This is a genomic window from Rhodanobacter sp. UC4452_H20, from assembly GCF_052978205.1.
The window spans coordinates 3185595-3207561 of sequence record NZ_CM129662.1; the positions used below are offsets into that span (position 1 = coordinate 3185595).

At 68.1% G+C, this 21967-nt stretch carries 21 protein-coding genes and 1 riboswitch; of the genes, 4 read left to right on the forward strand and 17 right to left on the reverse strand.

The window, feature by feature from the left end:
- Window positions 1-52: 52 nt before the first annotated feature.
- The 8 genes from ACVCMC_RS14780 to glnK all read right to left on the reverse strand — a co-directional run bounded on the left by ACVCMC_RS14780 (window position 53) and on the right by glnK (window position 8374).
- Window positions 53-1972 carry a M56 family metallopeptidase gene (locus tag ACVCMC_RS14780; protein ID WP_447097841.1) on the reverse strand — a complete coding sequence of 640 codons (1920 nt, stop codon included), beginning with the start codon at window positions 1970-1972 and terminating at the stop codon, window positions 53-55.
- Between the two features lies 1 nt (window position 1973).
- The gene (locus tag ACVCMC_RS14785; RefSeq protein ID WP_395120517.1) at window positions 1974-2360 is read right to left on the reverse strand and encodes a BlaI/MecI/CopY family transcriptional regulator; all 387 of its coding nucleotides are present in this window, start codon (window positions 2358-2360) and stop codon (window positions 1974-1976) included.
- Window positions 2361-2459: 99 nt separating this feature from the next.
- Window positions 2460-2903: a nuclear transport factor 2 family protein gene (locus ACVCMC_RS14790; RefSeq protein WP_447097842.1), complete on the reverse strand. Its 444-nt coding sequence runs from the start codon at window positions 2901-2903 to the stop codon at window positions 2460-2462.
- Between the two features lie 48 nt (window positions 2904-2951).
- On the reverse strand, window positions 2952-3821 hold the full coding sequence (locus ACVCMC_RS14795) for a helix-turn-helix transcriptional regulator (protein WP_447097843.1): 870 nt from the start codon (window positions 3819-3821) through the stop codon (window positions 2952-2954).
- 34 nt (window positions 3822-3855) lie between these two features.
- Entirely contained in the window at window positions 3856-4881 is a 1026-nt protein-coding gene (locus ACVCMC_RS14800) for a ribonucleotide-diphosphate reductase subunit beta (RefSeq protein WP_447097844.1), read from the reverse strand.
- 15 nt (window positions 4882-4896) lie between these two features.
- A complete protein-coding gene (locus tag ACVCMC_RS14805) occupies window positions 4897-5121 on the reverse strand; it encodes a hypothetical protein (RefSeq protein WP_447097845.1) in 225 nt (74 codons plus the stop codon).
- A 17-nt stretch (window positions 5122-5138) separates the two neighbouring features.
- On the reverse strand, window positions 5139-7577 hold the full coding sequence (locus tag ACVCMC_RS14810) for a ribonucleoside-diphosphate reductase subunit alpha (RefSeq protein WP_447097846.1): 2439 nt from the start codon (window positions 7575-7577) through the stop codon (window positions 5139-5141).
- 154 nt (window positions 7578-7731) lie between these two features.
- Window positions 7732-7946, reverse strand: a riboswitch (cobalamin riboswitch).
- Between the two features lie 89 nt (window positions 7947-8035).
- Entirely contained in the window at window positions 8036-8374 is a 339-nt protein-coding gene (gene glnK, locus ACVCMC_RS14815) for a P-II family nitrogen regulator (protein ID WP_136259205.1), read from the reverse strand.
- Window positions 8375-8560: 186 nt separating this feature from the next.
- Here glnK and ubiK point away from each other — a divergent pair, with 186 nt between their 5' ends.
- The 3 genes from ubiK to ACVCMC_RS14830 all read left to right on the forward strand — a co-directional run bounded on the left by ubiK (window position 8561) and on the right by ACVCMC_RS14830 (window position 12419).
- Window positions 8561-8824: a ubiquinone biosynthesis accessory factor UbiK gene (gene ubiK / locus ACVCMC_RS14820; RefSeq protein ID WP_447099516.1), complete on the forward strand. Its 264-nt coding sequence runs from the start codon at window positions 8561-8563 to the stop codon at window positions 8822-8824.
- 148 nt (window positions 8825-8972) lie between these two features.
- Window positions 8973-10466, forward strand: a complete 1494-nt coding sequence (locus ACVCMC_RS14825; protein ID WP_395120508.1) for a YifB family Mg chelatase-like AAA ATPase — start codon at window positions 8973-8975, stop codon at window positions 10464-10466.
- Between the two features lie 165 nt (window positions 10467-10631).
- A complete protein-coding gene (locus ACVCMC_RS14830; RefSeq protein WP_395120506.1) occupies window positions 10632-12419 on the forward strand; it encodes a cation:proton antiporter in 1788 nt (595 codons plus the stop codon).
- 99 nt (window positions 12420-12518) lie between these two features.
- Here the strand turns inward: ACVCMC_RS14830 and aceA are convergent, their stop codons facing one another.
- Both aceA and aceB read right to left on the reverse strand, forming a co-directional pair.
- Entirely contained in the window at window positions 12519-13814 is a 1296-nt protein-coding gene (gene aceA, locus ACVCMC_RS14835; protein WP_447097847.1) for an isocitrate lyase, read from the reverse strand.
- A 142-nt stretch (window positions 13815-13956) separates the two neighbouring features.
- Entirely contained in the window at window positions 13957-15549 is a 1593-nt protein-coding gene (gene aceB, locus ACVCMC_RS14840) for a malate synthase A (RefSeq protein ID WP_447097848.1), read from the reverse strand.
- Window positions 15550-15672: 123 nt separating this feature from the next.
- Here aceB and ACVCMC_RS14845 point away from each other — a divergent pair, with 123 nt between their 5' ends.
- On the forward strand, window positions 15673-16713 hold the full coding sequence (locus ACVCMC_RS14845) for a LysR family transcriptional regulator (RefSeq protein ID WP_447097849.1): 1041 nt from the start codon (window positions 15673-15675) through the stop codon (window positions 16711-16713).
- A gap of 43 nt (window positions 16714-16756) precedes the next feature.
- On the opposite strand, the gene ACVCMC_RS14850 is transcribed toward ACVCMC_RS14845, so the two are convergent.
- The 7 genes from ACVCMC_RS14850 to ACVCMC_RS14880 form a co-directional block, all read right to left on the reverse strand.
- Window positions 16757-17353, reverse strand: coding sequence for a 1-acyl-sn-glycerol-3-phosphate acyltransferase (locus tag ACVCMC_RS14850; RefSeq protein WP_447097850.1), 597 nt, complete (start codon window positions 17351-17353; stop codon window positions 16757-16759).
- Window positions 17350-17772 (reverse strand): alternative ribosome rescue aminoacyl-tRNA hydrolase ArfB, encoded by a 423-nt coding sequence (gene arfB / locus ACVCMC_RS14855; RefSeq protein WP_447097851.1) that lies wholly within the window; start codon window positions 17770-17772, stop codon window positions 17350-17352. Before arfB ends, ACVCMC_RS14850 begins: the two co-directional genes overlap by 4 nt.
- Window positions 17773-17882: 110 nt before the next feature.
- Complete coding sequence (locus tag ACVCMC_RS14860) at window positions 17883-18584, reverse strand: pseudouridine synthase (protein WP_447097852.1); 702 nt, start codon at window positions 18582-18584, stop codon at window positions 17883-17885.
- A 101-nt stretch (window positions 18585-18685) separates the two neighbouring features.
- Window positions 18686-20335 (reverse strand): ubiquinone biosynthesis regulatory protein kinase UbiB, encoded by a 1650-nt coding sequence (gene ubiB / locus ACVCMC_RS14865; RefSeq protein ID WP_447097853.1) that lies wholly within the window; start codon window positions 20333-20335, stop codon window positions 18686-18688.
- Window positions 20332-20982, reverse strand: coding sequence for a ubiquinone biosynthesis accessory factor UbiJ (locus tag ACVCMC_RS14870; protein ID WP_447097854.1), 651 nt, complete (start codon window positions 20980-20982; stop codon window positions 20332-20334). The genes ubiB and ACVCMC_RS14870 overlap by 4 nt, the downstream gene beginning before the upstream one ends.
- A gap of 120 nt (window positions 20983-21102) precedes the next feature.
- The gene (gene trmL, locus ACVCMC_RS14875; RefSeq protein ID WP_447097855.1) at window positions 21103-21594 is read right to left on the reverse strand and encodes a tRNA (uridine(34)/cytosine(34)/5-carboxymethylaminomethyluridine(34)-2'-O)-methyltransferase TrmL; all 492 of its coding nucleotides are present in this window, start codon (window positions 21592-21594) and stop codon (window positions 21103-21105) included.
- Between the two features lie 25 nt (window positions 21595-21619).
- A complete protein-coding gene (locus ACVCMC_RS14880) occupies window positions 21620-21829 on the reverse strand; it encodes a hypothetical protein (protein WP_395120492.1) in 210 nt (69 codons plus the stop codon).
- Window positions 21830-21967: the final 138 nt, after the last annotated feature.

Sequence of the window (21967 nt, forward strand, 5' to 3'; positions counted from 1 at the left end):
TTGCGGGAGCTCTCAGGCGTCGATGCGAGAGGCTTTGCCGGATGCGGCGCGCTCAATCCCGCGCGGTCTTCTGCGCCAGGCCCTTCGCCACCGCCTCGTCCAGCAGTTGTACCATCTGCTGCTCCGCCTTGGCGGAGGCGGCTTGCTGGCGTTCGCCGAGGATGGCCTGTTGCTTGCCGAGGACCTCTTGTTGCCGGCCAAGCTCGGCCTGTCGGGCGGCCAGGGCCGCCTGTCGATCGGCGACGTCGGGTTGCTGCTTGTCGAGCTGCACGCGGGCGGCGTCGAGTTCGCGCTCCCGGGCGTCCAGCGCGGCGGAGGGTGCGGCGGAATCGCTGCGGCCGACGAGGGCGGCGCGGCGGGCGGCCAGTTCGGCGGCCCTGCCGGCCAGTTCGGCCTGGCGCCCGGCGAATTGCCCCTGATCGGCGGCGATGCGGCCCTGCTGTTCGCCCAGTCGGCCCTGTTTCTCGCCCAGCGCGCCTTGCTGCTCGCCCAGCTTGCCCTGCTGTTCGGCCAGGGCGGAAAGCGGTGCGTAGATCGCCTTGGCCCGTTCGAGGGTGGCGCGGTCGCGGATCGTCCAGGACGTGTCGCCGCGGCGGAACCACAGCAGGGGCTCGCCGCGCTGATGCAGCCGGCGCACGGCGGCGAGATCGGCGTCGGTGCCGTTGACGGTGGTCGAGTTGCCGTCCAGCAGGGCGAAGGCGTAGCCGGTGTCGTCGTGGGTGCTGATCATCATGTGGCTGCCCATGCCGGTGATCGGTGCGGGCGGTGCGGGAGGGGCCGGCGGTGCTGGCGGTGCCGGCGGTGCCGGTGGAGCGGCCGGCGCGACCATGGCGGGCAACGCGGGCGCGGTGGCCGGTGGCGGTGCGGGCGGCGGAGGCGCCATCCACGCGGTGGAAGCATTGCGCGCGGGGGGCGCCGGTTGATCGGGCGCCGCGGCGGTGACGCGATACGGCAGCACGCCGGCGATCGCGATCACGGCAACCAGCAGCCAGCCCTGCACGCGCTGGCGGGGAAGCATCGGGGTGTGTTGCAACATGGTCAGTCGCCTCTTGAGATTGCCGAACGAAGGGGACGCGCCGGCCAGGCCGGCACGCAGGGGATGCGCCACGCCCAGCTGCAGCAGCAACCGGCCATAACGCTGCGGTTCGATGTCCGGCTGCGCCAGCACCTGCGCGTCGCACGCCGCCTCGCGCGCCAGTGCGTACTCGCGCATCGCCCACGCCACCAGCGGGTGGAAGAAGAACAGCCGCTGCGCCATGGCCGGAATCCAGCCCAGCCACAGGTCGCCGCGCCGCACGTGAGCCAGCTCGTGGATCAGCGCCAGCGATGCATCGCCTTCGCTCAACGCCTGTCCGGTCGGCAGCAGGATGGTGGGGCGACGCCAGCCGAGTACCTGCGGCGAAGCGATCGCGGCGGAGGCGCGCAAGGCCGGCGCGCGGCGCAGGCCCAGGGCGTGTGCCTGCGTCGCGCATTGCGCTTGCAGCGACGCATTGGCCACCGGCGTGGATTCGCGCAGCAGCCGGCGCGCTTGCCAACCCTGACGAACGATGGCCGGCAGCTGCGCCAGCAAGCCCGCCAGCCACAGCAGGGCCAGCGCCAGCGGCGCGTGCGCCAACCAGCGGGGCGCGGCGGGCGACGCCGGTGTCGGCGCGCGGTTCTCGTGCGGTGCCGCCGCGACGCTCGCCGTGGCGTTGACCAGCAGGTTGGCCGGCGCAGGCGTCGATACCACCGCCGCGTCGAGCGTGCGTTCGACCGCCGGCGGCGACAGCAGCCGCAGCTGCAGCGGCGCATGCCAGACCATGCCGGCCAGCAACTGTGCGCCGACCAGCCACCACAAGGTGCAACGCATCGCCGCCGACAGCCGCGGCAGCAGATGCACCAGCAGGGCGAGCAGGCCGATCAGAATCACCGCCTGCAGCGAAGTCCAGCCCAACCGGGCCAGCAGCGAGATGACGACGTGGTCGATGGACATGTCAGGACTCCCGCCGCCGGCTCTGCAACTGCGCCACCAGCGCCTCCAGCTCGGCCAGCTCGTCGTCGCTCACTTCGGCGCGCTCGGACATCCACGCCACGAACGGCGAGACCGAACCGCTCAGGGTCTTCTCGACGAAGCTGCCCACCGCGCTGCGCATCGCCTCGCCGGGGCCGGTGGCGATGCTGTAGCGGAACATGCCGCGCAGCTGCTTGCGCTTGAGATAGCCCTTGCCGCGCAGCCGCTCCATCATCGTCAGCACGGTGGAGCGGGCCAGCCCGCGCGGCTCGCCGAAGCTGGCGGCCACCTCGCCGACAGAAGCGGTGCCGCTCTCGTCGATGTGCTGCAGCAGCGCCAGTTCCTGGTCGCCGATGGAAGGTTTGCGCATGCCCGTTCCCGCTTGACTACAGTTGTAGGCAAGCTACGCCATGCTTACATCTGTAGTCAATAGCCCGCGTGGCCACCCTGCCGAAGGTCATGCAGCGGGTTACGGTGTCGCCACGCGGGTCGCCTGGGTGAAGATCACTTGCCAGCGGCCGTCGCGCTCGCGCCAGATGTCGGCAAAGCGCAATCGCGCCTTGAACGGCTTGCCCTCGCTGCTGCCCTCCAGCGTGGCCACGCCGCCGAGCACGGCGCCACCGGGCCAGTGGCGCACGACCTCGTGCTCGACCGTGAACGGTTTCAGCGAATAGCCGGGGGCGGTGTAGTCGCGGATGAAGTCCGCCTTGTTCTCGACCCGGGCGCGGCTGTTGAACAGCACGTAGTCGTCGGCGAGCAGGCGCTGCAGCGCCGCGCCATCGCCTTCGACCTGGGCGCGGTCGAACGCGGCCACCGCGCGGGCCAGCGCGGGCGGCAAGGAGGCGTGCGGCGCGGTTGCCGCGGCGGGTGCGGTACCCAGCATAAACGCGAGCAGGGTGGCGGACAGTTTCATGGTGGCCTCCGTCGAAGACCCGGCGAGCGGCCGGGCATGGCTCCGACGCTAGGACTCCGGCCAGTGTGCCGCTATCAAATTCTTGCCCGTGCGGGCCAGCGCCGACGGATGCAGGGTCGCGCGCGCGGCGCGCGGGGTCAGTCCGACATGTCGCCGGAAGGTGGCGCCGAAATGGCTCTGATGACTGAAGCCCAGCTCGCTGGCCAGTGTGGCGAGATTGTCCGCGCCGTGGGCGAGGCGGTCGAGCGCGAGCGCGATGCGCAAGCGCGTGCGGTAGGCGACCAGGCTGCTGCCGCAGGTGCGGCGAAACAGGCGGGAAAGGTGGAACGGCGAGCAGCCGGCATGGGTGGCCAGTTCGGCCAGGCCGACGGCCGCGGTCGGATCGGCCAGCAGCACTTCCCGCACGCGATCAAGCCGACGCCGGGTGGCATGAGACAGCGGCGCGATGCTCGCCGCCGTATCGTGCCGAAGCACGGCAGTGCAGAGCTCGGCGGCCGCTTCCTCCACGCGCAGACTGTCGCGCTCGCCGTGGGCGAGCGCCGCGTGGAGCGCACGATGCCGGTACTGGTCGATGGCCTCGACCGGCCGCGCCGCGTCGGCCGACCCGCGCAGGCGCCGGCCGAACAGCGCCTCCTCGTGTGCGGGCGCCACCTCGAAACAACTGCCGGCGTCGCCGCCCTCGAACGGGTGCGAGATGCGGTAACTGTCGCCGGCGCGGTAGAGCAGGGCGGTGGCGGGGTCGCCCACGTATTCCGCGCCGCGCACGTGATAACCGAAGCCGCCACGCCGCAGCAGTACCAGGTGAGTGCGCTCGTCGCCGCGTTCGCCGCCGCAACCACCGCGCGGGTGGCTGCAGTCGATGTCGGTGATCCGCAGCAGCGGACTGTCGAACAGCACGGTGAGACGGGAGGCACCCATGGCTCGCTCGCTGGGGGCAGGGTGCGCCAGCGTCTCAGAACGCCATGTCGAACGCCACCTCGCCCTGCACGCCGACCTGGTAGGCCGAGACGCGACGCTCGAAGAAGTTGGCCAGCTCCTGCACATCCTGCAGGTCCATGAAGTCGAACGGGTTCTTCGCGCCGTACTTCTTCGGCATGTCGAGCTGGGCAAAACGCTGGTCGGCGCAGTATTCGAGGTACTGGCGCATGTCCTTCACCGACATGCCGGCCACGCCGCCGGACAGCACGTCCTCGGCGAACTGGGTCTCGCAGGCGATCGCGTCCTCCATCATCTGCTCGACCTGCGCGCGCATGGCGTCGTCGAACAGCTCGGGCTCCTGCTCGCGCACGGTGCGCACCACCTCGAAGGCGAACGCCATGTGCCCGCTCTCGTCGCGGAACACCCAGTTGGTGCCGGCGGCCAGTCCGTGCAGCAGGCCGCGCGAGCGCAGGTAGTAGACGTAGGCGAACGCGGCGTAGAAGAACAGGCCTTCGATGCAGGCGGCGAAGCAGATCAGGTTGAGCAGGAACTGGCGGCGATGCTCGCGCGTCTCCAGCCGGTGCAGACCCTGGATCGAGTCGATCCACTTGAAACAGAACGCACCCTTCTGCCGGATCGACGGAATGGTCTCGATTGCCGCGAACGCGCCGTTGCGCTCGGCCGGGTCGGGAATGTAGGTGTCCAGCAGGGTGAGGTAGAACTGCACGTGCAGCGCCTCCTCGTACAACTGGCGCGACAGGTACATGCGCGCTTCCGGTGCGTTGATGTGCTGGTACAGGTTCAGCACCAGGTTGTTCGACACGATGGTGTCGCCGGTGGCGAAGAACGCCACCAGGCGCCGGATCAGGTGGCGATCGGCGGCCGACATCTTGGTGTCGAGGTCGCGCGTGTCCATCGAGAAATCCACCTCCTCGACGGTCCAGGTGTTCTTGATCGCGTCGCGGTACCTCTCGTAGAAGCCGGGGTAACGCATGGGGCGCAGGGTGAGTTCGAAACCGGGATCGAGGATGTGGGCGTTGCGGTTGGGTTGGGCGGACATCATTGTTCCTTCGATTCAAAGCTTGCGTGCATAAGCGTCATGCGCGAAGCGGCTGACATAGGTGGCGAGGCCGAGGCCCGCTTGCGCGAGTTTCTGCATGTTCGCGACGTGCTCGCGGCCGGTGGCCTCGTCGGTGTATTCGTAGGCATCACCGTTGACGAAACGGATGCGGATGAAGCCGTCGCCGTATTCGTACGCGGCGACGCCGGATTGGCCGTGGAGATTCCGGTAACGCTTCATCGCGACATCTCGTGGCGCTATTGGCAGGCCTCGCAATATTCCGGGTTCTCCAGTGAACAAAACACCGCGGCCGTGGCTTGGGCCTGATCGGGTACCGCCGCCACCGTGGTCTTGGCGATTCTTGTGGCCGGCCTCGAGCGCAGGTAGTACGTGGTCTTGATGCCGGCCTTCCACGCGTACATGTACATCGAGCTCAGCTGGCCGATGTTCGGGTTTTCCATGAACAGGTTCAGCGACTGGCTCTGGTCGACATATGCGCCGCGCGCGGCGGCCAGGTCGATCAGCGACTTCTGCGGCAGTTCCCACACGGTGCGGTAGATCGCGCGCAGGCGTTCGGGGATCGCGGCGATGCCCTGCACCGAGCCTTCGGCGAGCTTGATCGCGTCGCGGATTTCGGACGTCCACAGTCCCAGCGCCTTCAGCTCGTCGGCGAGATGGCGATTCACCTGCAGGAAATCGCCGGACAGCGTTTCGCGCTTGAACAGGTTGCTGACCTGCGGCTCGATGCACTCGTAGCAGCCGGCAATCGAGGCGATGGTGGCGGTGGGCGCGATGGCGATCAGCAGCGAGTTGCGCAGGCCGTGTTGCTTGATCTTCTCGCGCAGCGCGTCCCAGCGTGTGCTGTCCTGTGGCGTGGCGTTCGGCCAGTGATCGAACTGCAGCTCGCCATTGGCGGCACGGCTTTCGGCAAAGCCTGGATGCGGACCTTCGGCTTCGGCCAGTTCGGCCGATTGCGACAGAGCATTGAAGTAGATCTCCTCGGCGATGCGGGTGGACAGCGCCAGCGCCTCGGGCGAGTCGAATGGCAGGCGCAGCTTGAAGAACACGTCCTGCAGGCCCATCACGCCGAGCCCGACCGGGCGCCACTTCATGTTCGCGTTGCGCGCGGTGTCGATCGGGTAGAAGTTGAGGTCGATCACGCGGTTGAGCTGGCGCACCGCAGTGCGCACGGTCGAGGCGAGCTGGTCGAAGTCGAACGCGCCATCGCGCACATGCCGCGCCAGGTTCACCGAGCCCAGATTGCATACGGCCGTCTCGGTTGCCGAGCTGACTTCCAGGATCTCGGTGCACAGGTTGGACAGGTGGATCACGTTCCCGGATTTGGCCGTCTGGTTGGAGGTGGCGTTGCAGCGGTCCTTGAACGTCATCCAGCCGTTGCCGGTCTGCGCGAGCGTGCGCATCATGCGTGCGTACAGTTCGCGTGCCTTGACGGTTTTCACGGCGAGGCCGTCGACCTCGGCCTTGCGATAGGCAGCGTCGAATACTTCACCCCAGCTATCCACGAAGTGCGGCACCACCTTCGGATCGAACAGCGACCACTCGCCGTCGCTCTCGACCCGGCGCATGAATTCGTCGGGAATCCAATTGGCGACGTTGAGGTTGTGCGCGCGGCGGGCGTCGTCGCCGGTGTTGTCGCGCAGTTCGAGGAAGTCCTCGATGTCGGCATGCCACGATTCCAGGTACACGCAGGCGGCGCCCTTGCGCTTGCCGCCCTGGTTCACCGCGGCCACCGAGGCATCCAGCGTCTTCAGCCACGGCAGCAGGCCGTTGGAGTGGCCGTTGGTGCCGCGGATCAGCGAGCCGCGCGAGCGCACCCGCGAGTACGCCAGGCCGATGCCGCCGGCGAACTTGCTGAGCTTGGCCACGTCGGCGTACTTGTCGTAGATCGACTCCAGCGAGTCGACCGGCGAGTCGAGCAGGTAGCACGAGCTGAGCTGCTCGTGCGCGGTACCGGCGTTGAACAGGGTGGGCGAACTGGCGAGGTATTTCAGCGAGGACAGCAACCGGTACAGTTCCAGCGTCTCGCCGATCTCGTTGCCGCCCAGCGCGCAGGCGACGCGCATGAAGAAGTGCTGCGGTGTCTCGATCACCAGGCGCGTTTGCGGATGGCGCAGCAGGTAGCGGTCATACACCGTGCGCAGGCCGAAGTATTCGAAGCGGCGGGTGGCGAGCACGTCGATCGCGTCGTTGAACTTGCGTGCGTTGGCGGCCACGAAATCACGCAGGCGGTCGTTGAGGATGCCCAACTCGGCGCCGCGCGCGATCGACTGCGAGTAGCTCTGGATTTCCTGGCCGCCGACCTCCTTGTCGATGTACGCGCCGAGCAGGCGCGCGGCCAGCTGGCCATATTCGGGTTCCTCCGCGGTCAGCGCGGCGGCGGTGCGGATCGAGAGCTGATCCAGCTCGGCGGTGGTGGCGCCGTCGTACAGGCCGCCGATGGTTTTCAGTGCCACGCGCAGCGGGTCGACGCCGTGCAGCCCTTCGGCGCTGCGCGTCACGGCGCGCACGATCTTGTTGACGTCGACGGCTTCCTGGCCGCCGTTGCGCTTGGTCACGTGCATGGAGGCCGCGCTGTGCGGCGGGGTCAGCGCGAACGCGGTGTCGGTTTGGTGGGTGGCGGGTGTTTCGGCGGGCGCGACGGCGCGCTCGCGTTCGGCGGTATCGAGGGCTTGCATGGCAGGTGGCTCCGGCTGGACATCAAACGCCTGCTCCCGCGCGCAGGGCCTGATAGCGAAAGATTCCGGAGGCGGCGCGCAAGCCGGGCGCCGTGCGGCGACCTGGCTCCACGACGCACTTCCCCGCGGAAGCCGTCACTACGCAGCGGGACACGTTCGTCCCGCTGTGCCGGCAGGTCTTCGGACTTGCGGACGAGGATCGAGGCGATCCGCCTACTTGTCTTCGCTTCCCAGCCACGGCGGGCCAGTGCACGTGAAGACGTTCGTTTCCGCTCTACCGCTGCGGGGCAGTTCCGGAGTCACACCGGATTCCCTTTTAAGCCAAACCGATGTCGCATCGGGTCTGGCACCGACGCACACAACATATCGGGCGGCTCGGGAAGGGTCAACCCAACAAATTGTGCGCAAGTCGTTTTGCGGGCCGGACGCGGCGGGTGCCTGCGCGGGCTGCGGCGACGTTACAGCGCATCGTGATCCAGCTCGCCGGTGCGGATGCGGATCACCTGCTCCAGCGTGCTTACGAAGATCTTGCCGTCGCCGATCTTGCCGGTGCGCGCGGAGGCCTGGATCGCCTCCAGTACACGGTCGAGCTGGTCGTCCGCCACCGCCACTTCCAGCTTGATCTTGGGCAGGAAATCGACCACGTACTCGGCGCCGCGATACAGCTCGGTGTGGCCCTTCTGGCGGCCGAAGCCCTTCACCTCGGTCACCGTGACGCCTTGCACGCCGACCTCGGCCAGCGCCTCGCGCACATCGTCCAGCTTGAACGGCTTGATGATCGCCACGACCAGTTTCATGCAGCATTCCTCGTTTCGGCCGGGCGGCAGGCGCCCGCAAACCTGCATTCTGCCCGGCCGGCGGGGCGCTGTCGCCTCACCGGGAGCGGTGTAGGACAATCCCTACAGTCTTTGATGGAGCATACCGATGGCGGCAACACGCGGCGTTCACCTAGCATTTACCCCGACGAGTTCGAGGCGCTGTCCATGATGGACAAGCAGGATATCGATCAGATTGCCCTGCGACTTGTGTCGTTGGTACCGCCAGGACTGGCACAGGTGCAGCAGGATTTGCGCACCAACTTCCGGGATGTTCTGGCGCAGGGATTGCGCCGCCTCGACCTGGTCACTCGCGAAGAGTTCGACGTGCAGACCCAGGTGCTTGCCCGCACCCGGGCCAAGATCGACGAGCTGGAACAGCGGGTGGCCGAGCTCGAAGCTGTCGTCGCCGCGCGCGGCGGTCAGCACTGACCACCTCCCGGGAGCCGCCTCCGATCCGTCACCCTCACCCCGAGAACGATCGGAGGCGGTTATTTATCCAGCGCTGCTGATGGAGTCGCGCGATGTTTGTGCCAGTCAGCGCGCCACCACCATCGCTGCGCCGCCGGCCCCTGGCTGCATGAGCCTCGCCGTCACCCTCAGCCGCGCCCAGGAAGGCATCGCTGCCCCGCAGGTGATGGTCGAGGTGCATCTCTCCGGCGGCTTGCCCTGCACCAACATCGTCGGCCTGCCCGAGGCCGCCGTGCGCGAGGCGCGCGACCGCGTGCGCGTGGCAATCCAGAACACTGCCTTCGAGTATCCCAACCGGCGCGTCACGGTGAACCTGGCGCCGGCCGAACTGCCCAAGGATGGCGGGCGTTTCGATCTCTCCATTGCACTGGGCATCCTCGCCGCCAGCGGCCAGGTACCGCGCGAGAAACTGGATGACTGCGAGTTCCTCGGCGAGCTGGCGTTGACCGGCTCGCTGCGCGGCATCTCCGGCGTGCTGCCGGCGCTGCTGCGCGCCCGCGCGCGCGACCGTCGGGTGGTGGTGCCGCGCGAGAACGCGGCCGAGGCCGCGCTGGTGCCGGACGTCGACGTGCGCGTCGCCGAGACCCTCGCCGAAGTCTGCGGCTGGCTGCGCGGTGCGCACGACCTGTCCGCGCCGGTGGGCATTCCCAGCGATGGCGGCGCACATGACGGGCCGGACCTGGCCGACGTGCGCGGGCAGTTGCAGGCACGCCGCGCGCTGGAGATCGCCGCGGTCGGTGGCCATCACCTGCTGCTGGTCGGTCCGCCGGGCACCGGCAAGACCATGCTGGCCGAGCGCCTGCCCGGCATCCTGCCGCCGCTGTCGGAATCGGAGGCGCTGGAGACCTGCGCCGTGTTGTCGGTCGCGGGCCAGGTCACCGATCCCGTGCGCTGGCGCCGGCGCCCGTTCCGCGCGCCGCACCATACCGCCTCGGCGGTGGCGCTGGTCGGCGGCGGCTCGTTTCCTCGTCCGGGCGAGATCTCGCTGGCGCACAACGGCGTGTTGTTCCTCGACGAGCTTCCCGAGTTCAGCCGGCACGTGCTGGAGGTGCTGCGCGAGCCGATGGAATCGGGCCATATCATGATTTCCCGGGCGGCGCGGCAATCGACCTTTCCTGCCCAGTTCCAGCTGGTCGCGGCGATGAATCCGTGCCCGTGCGGCTATGCCGGCGAGCCGCGCTGCCAGTGCACGCCCGACCAGGTGCAGCGTTACCGCGCACGTATTTCCGGGCCGTTGCTGGATCGCATTGACCTGTGCGTGCAAGTGCCGCCGGTGGCGCTGGCCGAACTGGGCACGCCGCGCAACGCGCGCGACGAGGACTCCGCCACCGTTCGCGTTCGCGTGCTCCATGCCCGCCGCCACGCACTGATGCGCGCAGGCCGGCCGAACGCGGAGATCAGCACGCGCGAACTGGAGCGCGATTGTGCGCTGGGGCCGGCGGAGCGGCGCTGGTTCGAACAGGCACTCGAGCGGCTGGGCCTCTCCGCGCGCGCCTATCATCGGGTGCTGCGCGTCGCCCGCACGATCGCCGACCTCGACGGCGGCGCCGCCTTGCTCGAACGCGAGCACCTGGCCGAAGCCCTGCAGTACCGCAGGGTGTAAAGGCAGGAGTGAGTGGAGAGGAATGAGGAGTGAGAGAAAGCATGTCGCGACATGCCGTTGCTCTTCTTTCACTCATCATTCCTCTCCGCTCACTCCTGCTCTTTCCTGCTGGACGCACGCGCCGCCGCATGTTCCGATGTCGCCCTGACCATTCCAGGGACTGCAATGACGATCGATCTGGGCCTGATGCTCGCCGGCATGCTGATGATCGGGTTTCTCGCGCAGTGGCTGGCGTGGCGGGTGAGGCTGCCGGCGATCCTGTTCCTGCTGCTGGCCGGCATCGCGCTCGGGCCGGCCACCGGGGTGCTCGATCCGGACAAGCTGCTGGGCGATCTGCTGTTTCCCACCGTGTCGCTGGCGGTGGCGCTGATCCTGTTCGAGGGCAGCCTGACCCTGCGTTTCCACGAACTGCCCGGCATCGGCAAGGCCGTGCGCGGGCTGGTCAGTTACGGCGCGGTGGCCTCGCTGCTGCTGCTGGCGCTGGCTGCTCATCTGGTCGCCGGGTTGGCCTGGCCGATCGCGCTGCTGTTCGGTGCGCTGGGCTGCGTCACCGGCCCGACCGTGATCGCGCCGATGCTGCGCACGCTGCGACCGAACGCGCGCATCGCCAACACGCTGCGCTGGGAAGGCATCGTGATCGATCCGCTGGGCGCGCTGTTCGCAGTGCTGATCTACGAGGCGATCGTGTCGCGGCAGGAAGGCCACACCATCGGCATCTTCCTGGCAACCATCGGTTGCGGCGTGGGGATCGGCGCCTTGGCTGCCTGGCTGATGGCGTTCTTCCTGCGCCGCCAGCTGATCCCCGAATACCTGCAGAACTATGCGGTGCTGGCCGCGGTGCTGTTCGCCTTCAGCATCTCCAACACGCTGACCCACGAGTCGGGGCTGCTGGCGGTGACGATCATGGGCATTGCGCTGGGCAACCTGCGCGGGGTGCACATCGACGACATCCTCGATTTCAAGGAAAGCCTCACCACGGTGCTGGTGTCGCTGCTGTTCATCCTGCTGGCGGCACGACTGCACTGGCCGCTGCCGGACGGCATGCTGGGCGCGGGCCTCGCGCTGTTCGTGATTGCGCAGTTGCTGGTGCGGCCATTGACCGTGGCGCTCTCGAGTTTCGGCAGCGGCCTGAATTGGCGCGAGCGCGCACTGATCGGCTGGGTGGCGCCGCGCGGCATCGTGGCGGCGTCGGTTTCCGCGCTGTTCGCGTTGCGCCTGGATCAGCTCGGCGTGGCCGGCGCCGAGGCGCTGGTGCCGCTGGTGTTCACCCTCATCATCGGCACGGTGATCCTGCAGAGCGCCACCGCGCGGCCGCTGGCGATCTGGCTGAAAGTGGCCGAGCCGGAGCCGCGCGGCGTGCTGATCTTCGGCTCGGACCACGTGGCGCGCGCGATCGCCCAGTCGCTGCACGACGCCGGCTTCCGCGTGATGCTGGCCGACGACGACTGGGAGGGCATCCGGCTGGCGCGCATGGACGGGCTGACCACGTTCTTCGGCAACCCGGCCTCGCCGCATGCGGAACGCCATCTCGATCTGACCGGCATCGGCCGGCTGCTCGCGGTGTCCACCCATCGCGAGCGCAATTCGCTCGCCTGCGTGCGCTACCGCCAGGAATTCGGCCGCGACAAGGTGTATCGCCTGCGCAACCTCACCCCACGCGAGAACACCGACCGCGCCGCGCTCGCCGGCAGCCTGCTGGCGCCGCCGCTGTTCGACGAGGAGATGACCCACGGCCGCTTCGCGCAGATGCTGGACGAAGGCTGGCGGATCAAGTCGACCAAACTCACCGCTACCTTCGACTGGCCGCAATTCGTCGAACAGTACGGTTCCGGCACGGTGCTGATGTTCGGCGTGGAGGAAAAAGGCGCCTTGCGGGTGGCCTCGACCAAGCGCGAACTGGAGCCGAAGCCGGGCTGGACCGTGATCGCGCTTGTACCGGCGAGCGAGAAGTGAGTGAAGAGGAGTGAGGAGTGAGAAAAAGCGGGAGCATTCCGCGCCCTTGCTCTCTCTCACTCCCCACTCCTCATTCCTCACTTCTCGCTTTTCGTCTTCTCACGCGGCCGAGGCCTGCTTGAACTGCGCCTCCTCGGTCGAGCCCTTCAGCGCGGTGGTCGAGGACTGGCCCTGCTGGATCGCCTGGGTCACCGCGTCGAAATAGCCGGTGCCCACTTCGCGCTGGTGCTTCACCGCGGTGAAGCCGCGATCGGCGGAGGCGAACTCCTTTTCCTGCAGTTCGACGAAGGCGCTCATCTGGCGGCGCGCGTAGCCGTGGGCGAGGTCGAACATGCCGTAGTTGAGGCTGTGGAAGCCGGCCAGGGTGATGAACTGGAACTTGTAGCCCATCGCGCCCAGTTCCTTCTGGAAGCGGGCGATGGTGGCGTCGTCCAGGTTCTTCTTCCAGTTGAAGCTGGGCGAGCAGTTGTAGGCCAGCATCTTGCACGGGAACCTGGCGTGGATCGCCTCGGCGAAGCGGCGCGCATCGTCCAGGTTCGGCTTGCTGGTCTCGCACCACACCAGGTCGGCGTAAGGCGCATAGGCCAGCCCGCGGCTGATCGCCTGGTCCAGGCCGGGCCTGACCCGGAAGAAGCCTTCGACGGTGCGCTCGCCAGTGAGGAACGGCTTGTCGTTGTCGTCGATGTCGGAGGTGAGCAGGTCGGCCGCATCGGCATCGGTGCGCGCCACGATCAGCGTCGGCACCCCGGCGACGTCGGCGGCCAGGCGCGCGGCGTTCAACTTGTCGACCGCCTCGCGGGTGGGGACCAGCACCTTGCCGCCCATGTGGCCGCACTTCTTGACGCTGGCCAGCTGATCCTCGAAATGCACGCCGGCGGCGCCGGCCTCGATCATCGCCTTCATCAGCTCGAACGCGTTCAGCACGCCGCCGAAGCCTGCCTCGGCATCGGCCACGATCGGCACCAGCCAGTCGATGTCGTGGTTGTCCTCGGCGTGGTGCAACTGATCGGCGCGCAGCAAGGTGTTGTTGATGCGCTTGACCACCAGCGGCACCGAGTTGGCCGGGTACAGCGACTGGTCGGGATACATTTCGCCGGCCACGTTGGCGTCGGCGGCGACCTGCCAGCCGCTCAAGTAGATCGCCTGCAGGCCGGCCTTGACCTGCTGCATCGCCTGGTTGCCGGTGAGTGCGCCGAGCGCGTTGACGAACTCCTCCTGGTGCAGCGACTTCCACAACCGCTCGGCACCGCGACGGGCCAGCGAATGCTCGATCGCGACGGTGCCGCGCAGGCGCACCACGTCATCGGCGGAGTAGTTGCGCTGGACGCCGGCCCAGCGGGCATTGTTCTTCCAGTCCAGACTGATCTGTTCGGCGGTGGGCAGGGTGCTCTTCATGACATGGCTCCGGTGGTGTTGAGCCCCTCTCCCTGCGGGAGAGGGGTTGGGGAGAGGGTTCGGACGGAGCGTGTCAGCACACTCCGCCGCGCCCCCTCATCCGCCCTTCGGGCACCTTCTCCCGGAGGGAGAAGGGAGAAAATCACAGTTGGTCGTACGCGGGCAGGGTGAGGAAGTCGGCCAGTTCGTCCGCATGGGTCATGCGGGAAATCAGGGCGGCGGCGGCATCGGCGCGGGCGGCGCCGGGGTGCTGGCTCTGGCGCAGGCGATGGGTGTGGGCGGCAAGCGCCTGGTCGAACAGCGCGAAGTCGATCGGTGCATGGTCGGGGAACTCGAGATCTCCGTGATGCAGCCATTGCCACAACTGCGCGCGGGCGATCTCGGCCGTGGCGGCGTCTTCCATCAGGTGATGGATCGGTACGCAGCCCAGGCCGCCCAGCCATGCGGCGGTATAGCGCAGGCACACCTCGACGTTGTTGTCGAAGCCGGCGCGGCTGATGGTGCCGCCGGGCGCGGCGAGCAGCTGCTCGCGGCTCACCCGCACGTCCTCGCGCAGTTTGCCGAGCTGGTTCGGCGCGGGCATGTATTCGTCGAAGATCGCCTGCGCCACCGGCACCAGCGCGGGGTGGGCGACCCAGGTGCCGTCGTGGCCGGCTTTGACCTCGCGCAGTTTGTCGGCGCGCACCTTGTCCAGCGCCGCTTCATTCGCCGCCTCGTCGCCCTTGATCGGGATCTGCGCCGCCATGCCGCCCATCGCGAAGGCGCCGCGGCGGTGGCAGGTCCTGATCAGCAACTCGGAATAGCCTTTCAGGAACGGCACCGTCATGCCGACCTGGCCACGCTCGGGCAGCAGGCGGTCGCGATGGCCGCGCAGCGTTTTCAGGTAGGAAAAAATGTAATCCCAGCGACCGCAGTTGAGGCCGACGATGCGACGGCGCAGCGCGTGCAGGATCTCGTCCATCTGGAACGCGGCCGGCAGGGTCTCGATCAGCACCGTGGCCTTCATCGTGCCGCGCGGCAGCTGCAGTTCGGCCTCGGCGGCGCTCATCACCTCTTCCCACAGCGCGGCCTCTTCCATCGCCTCCAGCTTGGGCAGGTAGAAGTACGGGCCGCGGTCGCGCTCGTGCAGCGTGCGTGCGTTGTGGAACACGAACAGGCCGAAGTCGACCAGCGCGCCAGACAGCGGGGTGCCATCCACGCTGAAAAAGCGGTCATGCAGATGCCAGCCGCGCGGGCGCACCACCAGCACGGCGGGGTTGTTGCCGACCTGGTAGGTCTTGCCCTCGGGCGAACGGAACGTGATCGTGCCGTCGACCGCATCGCGCAGATTGACCTGGCCGTCCAGCTGGTTGGCGAAGGTGGGCGAGGAGGAATCCTCGAAGTCGGCCATGAACACCCTGGCGCCGGAATTCAGCGCGTTGATGATCATCTTGCGCTCCACCGGGCCGGTGATCTCCACGCGGCGGTCGCGCAGCGCGGCCGGGATCGGTGCCACGTTCCAATCCGATTCGCGGATTGCCGCCGTGTCGGCGCGGAAATCCGGCAGGGCACCGGCATCCCAGGCAGCCTGGCGCTGGCGACGCTCTCGCAGCAGGTGTTGCCGCGACGCCTCGAAGCGACGGTGCAGCCGGGCCAGGAACGCCAGCGCGGCCGGGGTCAGGATGGCCGCGTAGGCGGCGCCGTCGGCGAGGACCTCCGCGGGGCCGGTGTGGAGTTGTTCCTGCGCTGCTGCCATCGTTTCGCTCCGCGTCGTGGGTGACTCGAAGCTAGGCCGGCAAATATCTATTTGACAAAGTGAATGTTTCAATCATTACTATGAGCAATATCAATATATGACACAACTTGCTGAAATGACTTGATGAAAACTCCCGGCGTTCCGCTGAAGCAGCCGAAAAAATCGTCTCGCAGCGCAGCAAAAAAACGTACCCCTGGCGAACGCGCCGAGGAGGCTGGCGGCCGCTTCTACTACAAGGGCAATCGCCACAAGCAACTGCGCGCCTTCGTCAGCGTGGTGAAACTGGGTACGCTTACCCGCGCCGCCGAAGCGTTGTACGTGTCGCAACCCACCATCAGCCTGCAGTTGCAGGCGCTGGAACGCGAGCTCGGCGCCACCCTGCTTGAGCGCCGTCGCCGGCGCATCAATCTCACCGACGCGGGCGAGGCGCTGTACGAGCTGGCGCGCCCGCTGGTGGAAGGCTGGGACACGCTGGATCGCGATTTCCAGGCGAAGGCGAAGGGTCTGCAGGCCGGCCGGCTGGTGATCGCCGCCGGCACCTCCACCATCCAGTACCTGCTGCCGGAACTGGTGCGCCGCTATCGCGAACGCTTCCCGGCAGTGCAACTGCAGTTGGCCAACGTGACCGGCAAGGACGGCATGGCCATGCTGCGTGCCGACGAGGCGGATTTCGCGGTCGGCTCGATGCTGGACGTGCCCAACGACATCGCCTGGGCGCCGGTGCAGCACTACGACCCGATGCTGATCATGCCGCCCGACCACCCGCTGGCGACGAAGGACAAGATCACCCTGGAGGATCTTTCACCCTACGGACTGATCCTGCCGCCGCAGCGCCTCTCCACCTATCGACTGGTCGACCTGGTGTTCCAGCAGCGGCAGGTGCCCTATCACGTCGCGATCGAGGTCGGCGGCTGGGACGTGATCAAGGAATACGTGGCGATGGGCATGGGCATCTCCATCGTCACCGGCATCTGCATCACCGACGCCGACCGCGGGCGCCTGGCCGTGCGCAACATGAAGCAGTTCTTTCCCCAGCGCAGCTACGGCGTGGTGATGCGCAAGGGCAAGTTCCTCAGCGCCGAGGCACGCGCCTTCATCGACCTGATTCGCCCCGGGCTGCTGACGCATCGCGAACACGATGATCCGGGGCATTCGCAGCGGTGATGCCCGAGGCCGCTCTGCGAGCCTCGCCCCTGCGCGCGGGATTTCAAACGTCGCGATGCTTGCCCTTGAACGGCGCGTACCACTCGCGCAGGCGCTGCATGGTTGCGCCCATGTCGGTGCCGGCGTCGAACAGTGGGCCGAGCTGGATGGTCCTGTCGGGGTAATGGAACGCGACCGGGAAGATCGGCACGCCGGCATCGTGGGCGATGTGCCAGAAGCCGCTCTTCCAGCGCGTCACCGGTTTGCGCGTGCCTTCGGGGGCGATGCCCAGCCACAGTTTCTCGCGCTGGCGGAACTGGTCGATCATCTGTTCGACCACGCCCTTGGCCGCGCTGCGGTCGATGGGGACGCCGCCGAGCCGACGCAGCAGCCCGCCCAGCGGGCCGCGAAACAATTCCTGTTTGCCCATGAAGTGCACGTCGGCGCCGATCGCCACCTTGATCAGCAGCCCCCACACCCCGTCCCACCACGAGGAGTGCGGGGCGGCGATCAGCACCAGTTTGGGGACGTCGGGAAATTCGCCGGTGAGACTCCAGCCGCACAGGCGCAACACGCCGCGGCAGATGCGTCGTTGCCAACCGTCGCGCAGCTTCGGCATGCGGGCGGGCAACTGGGCTGGAGTGAAGACGCGACGCTTCATTCGAACTCCGGTTTGCGCGAACGGGTCTGCTTGATCCTGCCGCGCTGCTGTTTGCCGGCCAGGCGGCGTTCCTTCGAGGCGCGGGTCGGTTTGGTGGCGACGCGTTTCTTCGGCGGCAGCAGCACGCCGCGAATCAGTTCGGCCAGCCGCTCGCGCACGTCGTCGCGATTGCGCGCCTGGTCGCGAAAGCGCCGGCCCTGGATCACCAGCATCCCTTCGGCGGTAAGCCGGCGATCGCGCCGGGCCAGCAGCCGCGCGCGCACCTCCTCCGGCAGCGACGGCGAGCCCGCCACGTCGAAGCGCAATTCCACCGCGCTCTCGGTGCGATTCACATGCTGACCGCCCGGGCCGTCGGCGCGCAGGAAGCGCTCGATCAGTTCGGACTCGGGCAGGGCGAGGGTGCGGCTGATGGTCAGCATGGGGGGAAGTTTAGGGGAGAAGCGAGAAGTGAGTGGAGAGGAGTGAGGAGTGAGAGAGAGCGAAGGCAAGCCGTACCCCGGCTTTTCTCTCACTCCTCACTTCTCTTCACTCACTCCTGCTTCAAGCCCCAGCCGAACTGCGCCAGCAATCGCGCGAATGCCTCGTCCAGCGGCGCCTCCAGTTGCATCGGCGCGCCACTCACCGGATGCGCGAACGAAAGCCGCCACGCGTGCAGCAGCATCCGGTGGCAGGCAAAGTGCTGCTTGTAGAGGCGATTGTGGTCGCCGCGGCCGTGCTGGCAGTCGCCGATCACCGGGTGATGGATGTGCGCCAGGTGCTTGCGAATCTGGCGGAAGCGGCCGCTCTCAGGCTCCGCCAGCAGCAGTGCGTAGCGTTGCTGCGGGTAGCGGCCGAGTGCGATCGGCACCTCGATCGTGGCCAGGCGCCGGTAGCGCGTGCGCGCTTCGCGGCGCGGGCCGGTTTCGCGCGAGCCGGGCAGGGGATAGTCGATCACACCTTCGGCCGGCTCCGGCCAGCCGCGCACCACCACCAGGTATTGCTTGTGCACCGTGCGCTGCATGAACTGCTCGCCAAGCGCGGCGGCGACCTCCTTGCTGCGCGCCACCAGCAGCACGCCGCTGGTGGCGCGGTCGAGCCGGTGCGCCAGGTACACGTTGCCGCCGACCTGCTCGCGCAGCAGGTCGATCAGGAACGCGTCGGCGGGCCCCACGAACGTCGAGCGATGCACGGCCAGGTTCGCGGGCTTGTTCACCGCGATCAGCGCGTCGTCCTGGTAGAGGATGTCGATCATGCGTTCGAGCTTCCGCGCTCTGGTTATTCGTGGGAGCCCGCTCGCGGGCGATGCTGCGGGTGCCCGTGAAAAGCATCGCCCGCGAGCGGGCTCCTGCACGGTCAACGCGAGCGCGGCCAGCCGATGGCGAAGGAGAGGAAACCGGCGATACCGGCGCCCAGCGGCGGCCAGATGCCGTGTTGCGGGGCCAGCGTCCACAGCAGCGCGGCGCCGATCAGCAGTGCGCTGCCGAGCAGGCTGCAGGCCAGCGTCCTGTGCTGGCGACGGGCATTCTCCTGCGCCAGTTTGAGGGCCAGCGGATCGGCTGGCTCACGCCGCTCGCCGCGGCCGATCTGACGCAGCGCATCACGTACCAGGTCGGGAAACTCCGGCGCGTGGTGCAGCCATTCGGGTAACCGTTTGCGCACGTCGCGCAGGGTGCGCAGCGGGCTGTAGCGCTGGCGCAGGATCCGCTTGAGCACCGGATGCGCGACTGCCCAGATGTCGATCTCCGGATCGAGCATGCGGCCGACGCCCTCGATGTTGAGCAGGGTCTTCTGCAGCAGGATCAGCTGCGGCTGCAGGGTCAGCTCGAAGCGGCGCGCGGTCTGGAACAGCTTGACCACCAGCTCGGCCAGTGAAATCTGCGACAGCGGGCGGGTGAAATACGGCTCGCATACGGTGCGCACGGCGGCTTCCAGTTCGTCCAGCCGCACGTCGGCGGGCATCCAGCCGGCGGCCACATGCAGTTGCGCGATGCGTGCGTAGTCGCGTTCGAACAGTGCGATGAAGTTCTGCGCCAGCCAGTACTGGTCGGCCTCGGGCAGCGAGCCCATGATGCCGAAGTCCAGCGCGATGAAGCGCGGCTCGTCCAGGCGCGACGGGTCCACCCAGATGTTGCCGGGGTGGGCGTCGGCGTGGAAGAAATTGTCGCGGAACACCTGCTCGTAGAACACCCGCACGCCCTTGGCGGCCAGTGCCTTGCGGTCGAGCCCGGCGGCGTCGATCGCTGCGATGTCGTCGCTGCTGATGCCGTGCACGCGCTCCAGCGTCAGCACGCGCGAGGCGGTCAGTTCCCAGTGCACCGCCGGCACGTACAGGTCCACGCCGCTGGCGAAGTTGCGCTTGAGCAGGCTGGCGCTGGCGCCTTCGCGCTGCAGGTCGAGTTCGTTCTCCAGCATCTTCTCGACTTCGGCGACGACGTCGAGCGGGCGGATCTTGTCGGCATTCGGGTGCCAGCGCTGGGCCAGTTCGCCGAGCGAGCGCAGCAGCTTCACGTCGCGGGAGATCTGCGCGTCGATGCCCGGCCGCAGCACCTTCACCACCACCTCGCGGCCGTCGGCCAGGGTGGCGGCATGCACCTGGGCGATCGAGGCCGAGGCCAGCGGCGTCTCGTCGAATTGGGCGTATAGACGTCCAACCGGGAGTTTCAGCTCCCGCTCGACGATGGCACGCGCCTCGCTGCCGGGGAACGGCGCCACCTGGTCCTGCAGCAGCGACAGTTCGTCGGCAATGTCGGCGGGCACCAGGTCGCGGCGGGTCGACAGCACCTGGCCGGCCTTGACGAAAATCGGCCCCAGCTCGGTCAGCGCCCGGCGCAGGCGTTCGCCGCGCGAGAGGCTGGCCACGTTGGCGCGCGGTCGCGCCAGCAGCGGGCGCAGCAGTTTCAGCGGGCGGAACAGGTGCGCGGCGTCGACCAGTTCATCCAGCCGCCATGCCAGCAGCACCGAGGCCACTCGCAGCAGGCGCGGCACCACGCGCAGCGGCGTCACGCGGTGTCGCCCTGCAGTTGCCGCGCCAGCCGCTGCACGCGTGCGGCCAGTCGTTCGCTGTGTTCGCGCAAACTGTCCACTTCGTCGAGAAAGGTGTCGACTTCGCCAGGCGCCAGGGCCACGCGGGTTTCGTCGCGCACCCAGTCGGCGGCGTCTTCGACGAGATGGGCGCCACTTTCGCGGGCATGCGCCAGGCCCTTGCGCACGGCCCTGGCCAACGGCACGCCGAGCACGTCGCCGAAACTGCGCGCGAAGGCCTCCTCGAAATCCGGCGCGAACTTGCCGGCCAGCTTTTCCAGGCGGCGCGCCAGTTCGGCATCGCCGGCGATCTCCACCTTGCCCGGCGCGATGCCGTCGTCGTCGCGGCGCAGCAGCATCGCCAGCAGGCTGCCCGGCGTCGCGGCCACCTTCAGCTGGCTGTCGTCGCGCGGCGGGCCGACTTTCAGGTGCGCCTGATCGACCGTGATGGCCAGCGCCAACTCCGGCCCGCGCAGATGCAACTGCACGCTGCGACCGTTCAACGCGGTCAGCCGCTGATGCGTGTCGGGATCGAGCGACAGCGTGTGATTCAGCGCGGTTTCCAGCGCGCGCCCGGCGAGCTTGCGCAGTGGTTGCGGCATCCAGGCGTTGGGGGTGGCAGCGTTCATCCGCCGATTGTAGCGGGGCGGCGCGGGCGCCGCCGGGAATGGGGAATGGGGAATCGGGAATCGGAGGAGGGCTCTTTCGCCAGCTTGCAAGGTGCCGTGGGTGCCGACGCTTCTGCCTTTCTATTCCCGGTTCCCTGTTCCCGATTCCCCGCTCTCACCGGCGAAACCGAGCTGGCGCCAGGCCTCGTAGACCGCCACGGCGACGGTGTTCGACAGGTTCAGGCTGCGGCTGTGCGGGCGCATCGGCAGGCGCAGGCGTTGCGTCGGCGGGATGGTGTCCAGCACGTCGTCCGGCAGGCCGGCGGTTTCGCAGCCGAACAGCAGCGCGTCGCCGTCGGCAAAACGCACGTCGACGTGGGGCACGCTGCCGCGCGTGGTGAAGGCGAACACGCGTGGCGCGCCGAGCGCGGCGAGGCAGGCGGACAGGTCCTCGTGCACCGCGACGCTGGCGTATTCGTGATAGTCCAGCCCGGCGCGGCGCAGGCGGGCGTCGTCGAGCTCGAAGCCCAGTGGACGCACCAGGTGCAGTGCCGCGCCGGTATTCGCGCAAAGACGGATCACGTTGCCGGTGTTGGGAGGGATCTCGGGGCGATGCAGGATGACATGGAGCATCCACGCATTATCGCTTGCGCCATGCTCAGCTGGCCACGCGCGGGCAGACCACGCCGTCCGGCGGCAGCGCGCAGCTGCTCGGCGCGGCCAGCAGGATGGTGGCGATGCCGCCGTCGTGGGCGAGCTCGACCGGCGGCGTGGCGGTGGTGGTGGTCAGCATGGCGGCGAGGATGAGGCCGCACACCACGAGGCTGGCAATGAACAATCCGTGCAGCATGAAAGTCTCGAATTTCACGGTTACATCTCCGATGCGTAAGTGAGCCCTGCAGCCCGATGAAAGCAATCCCTGTGCCACGCCTGGATATGCGGCCAACATGCTGATTTTTCAAGGTTTAGATAGCCGCCTCGACGCCCCGGCCGTTGTCCGCGGACA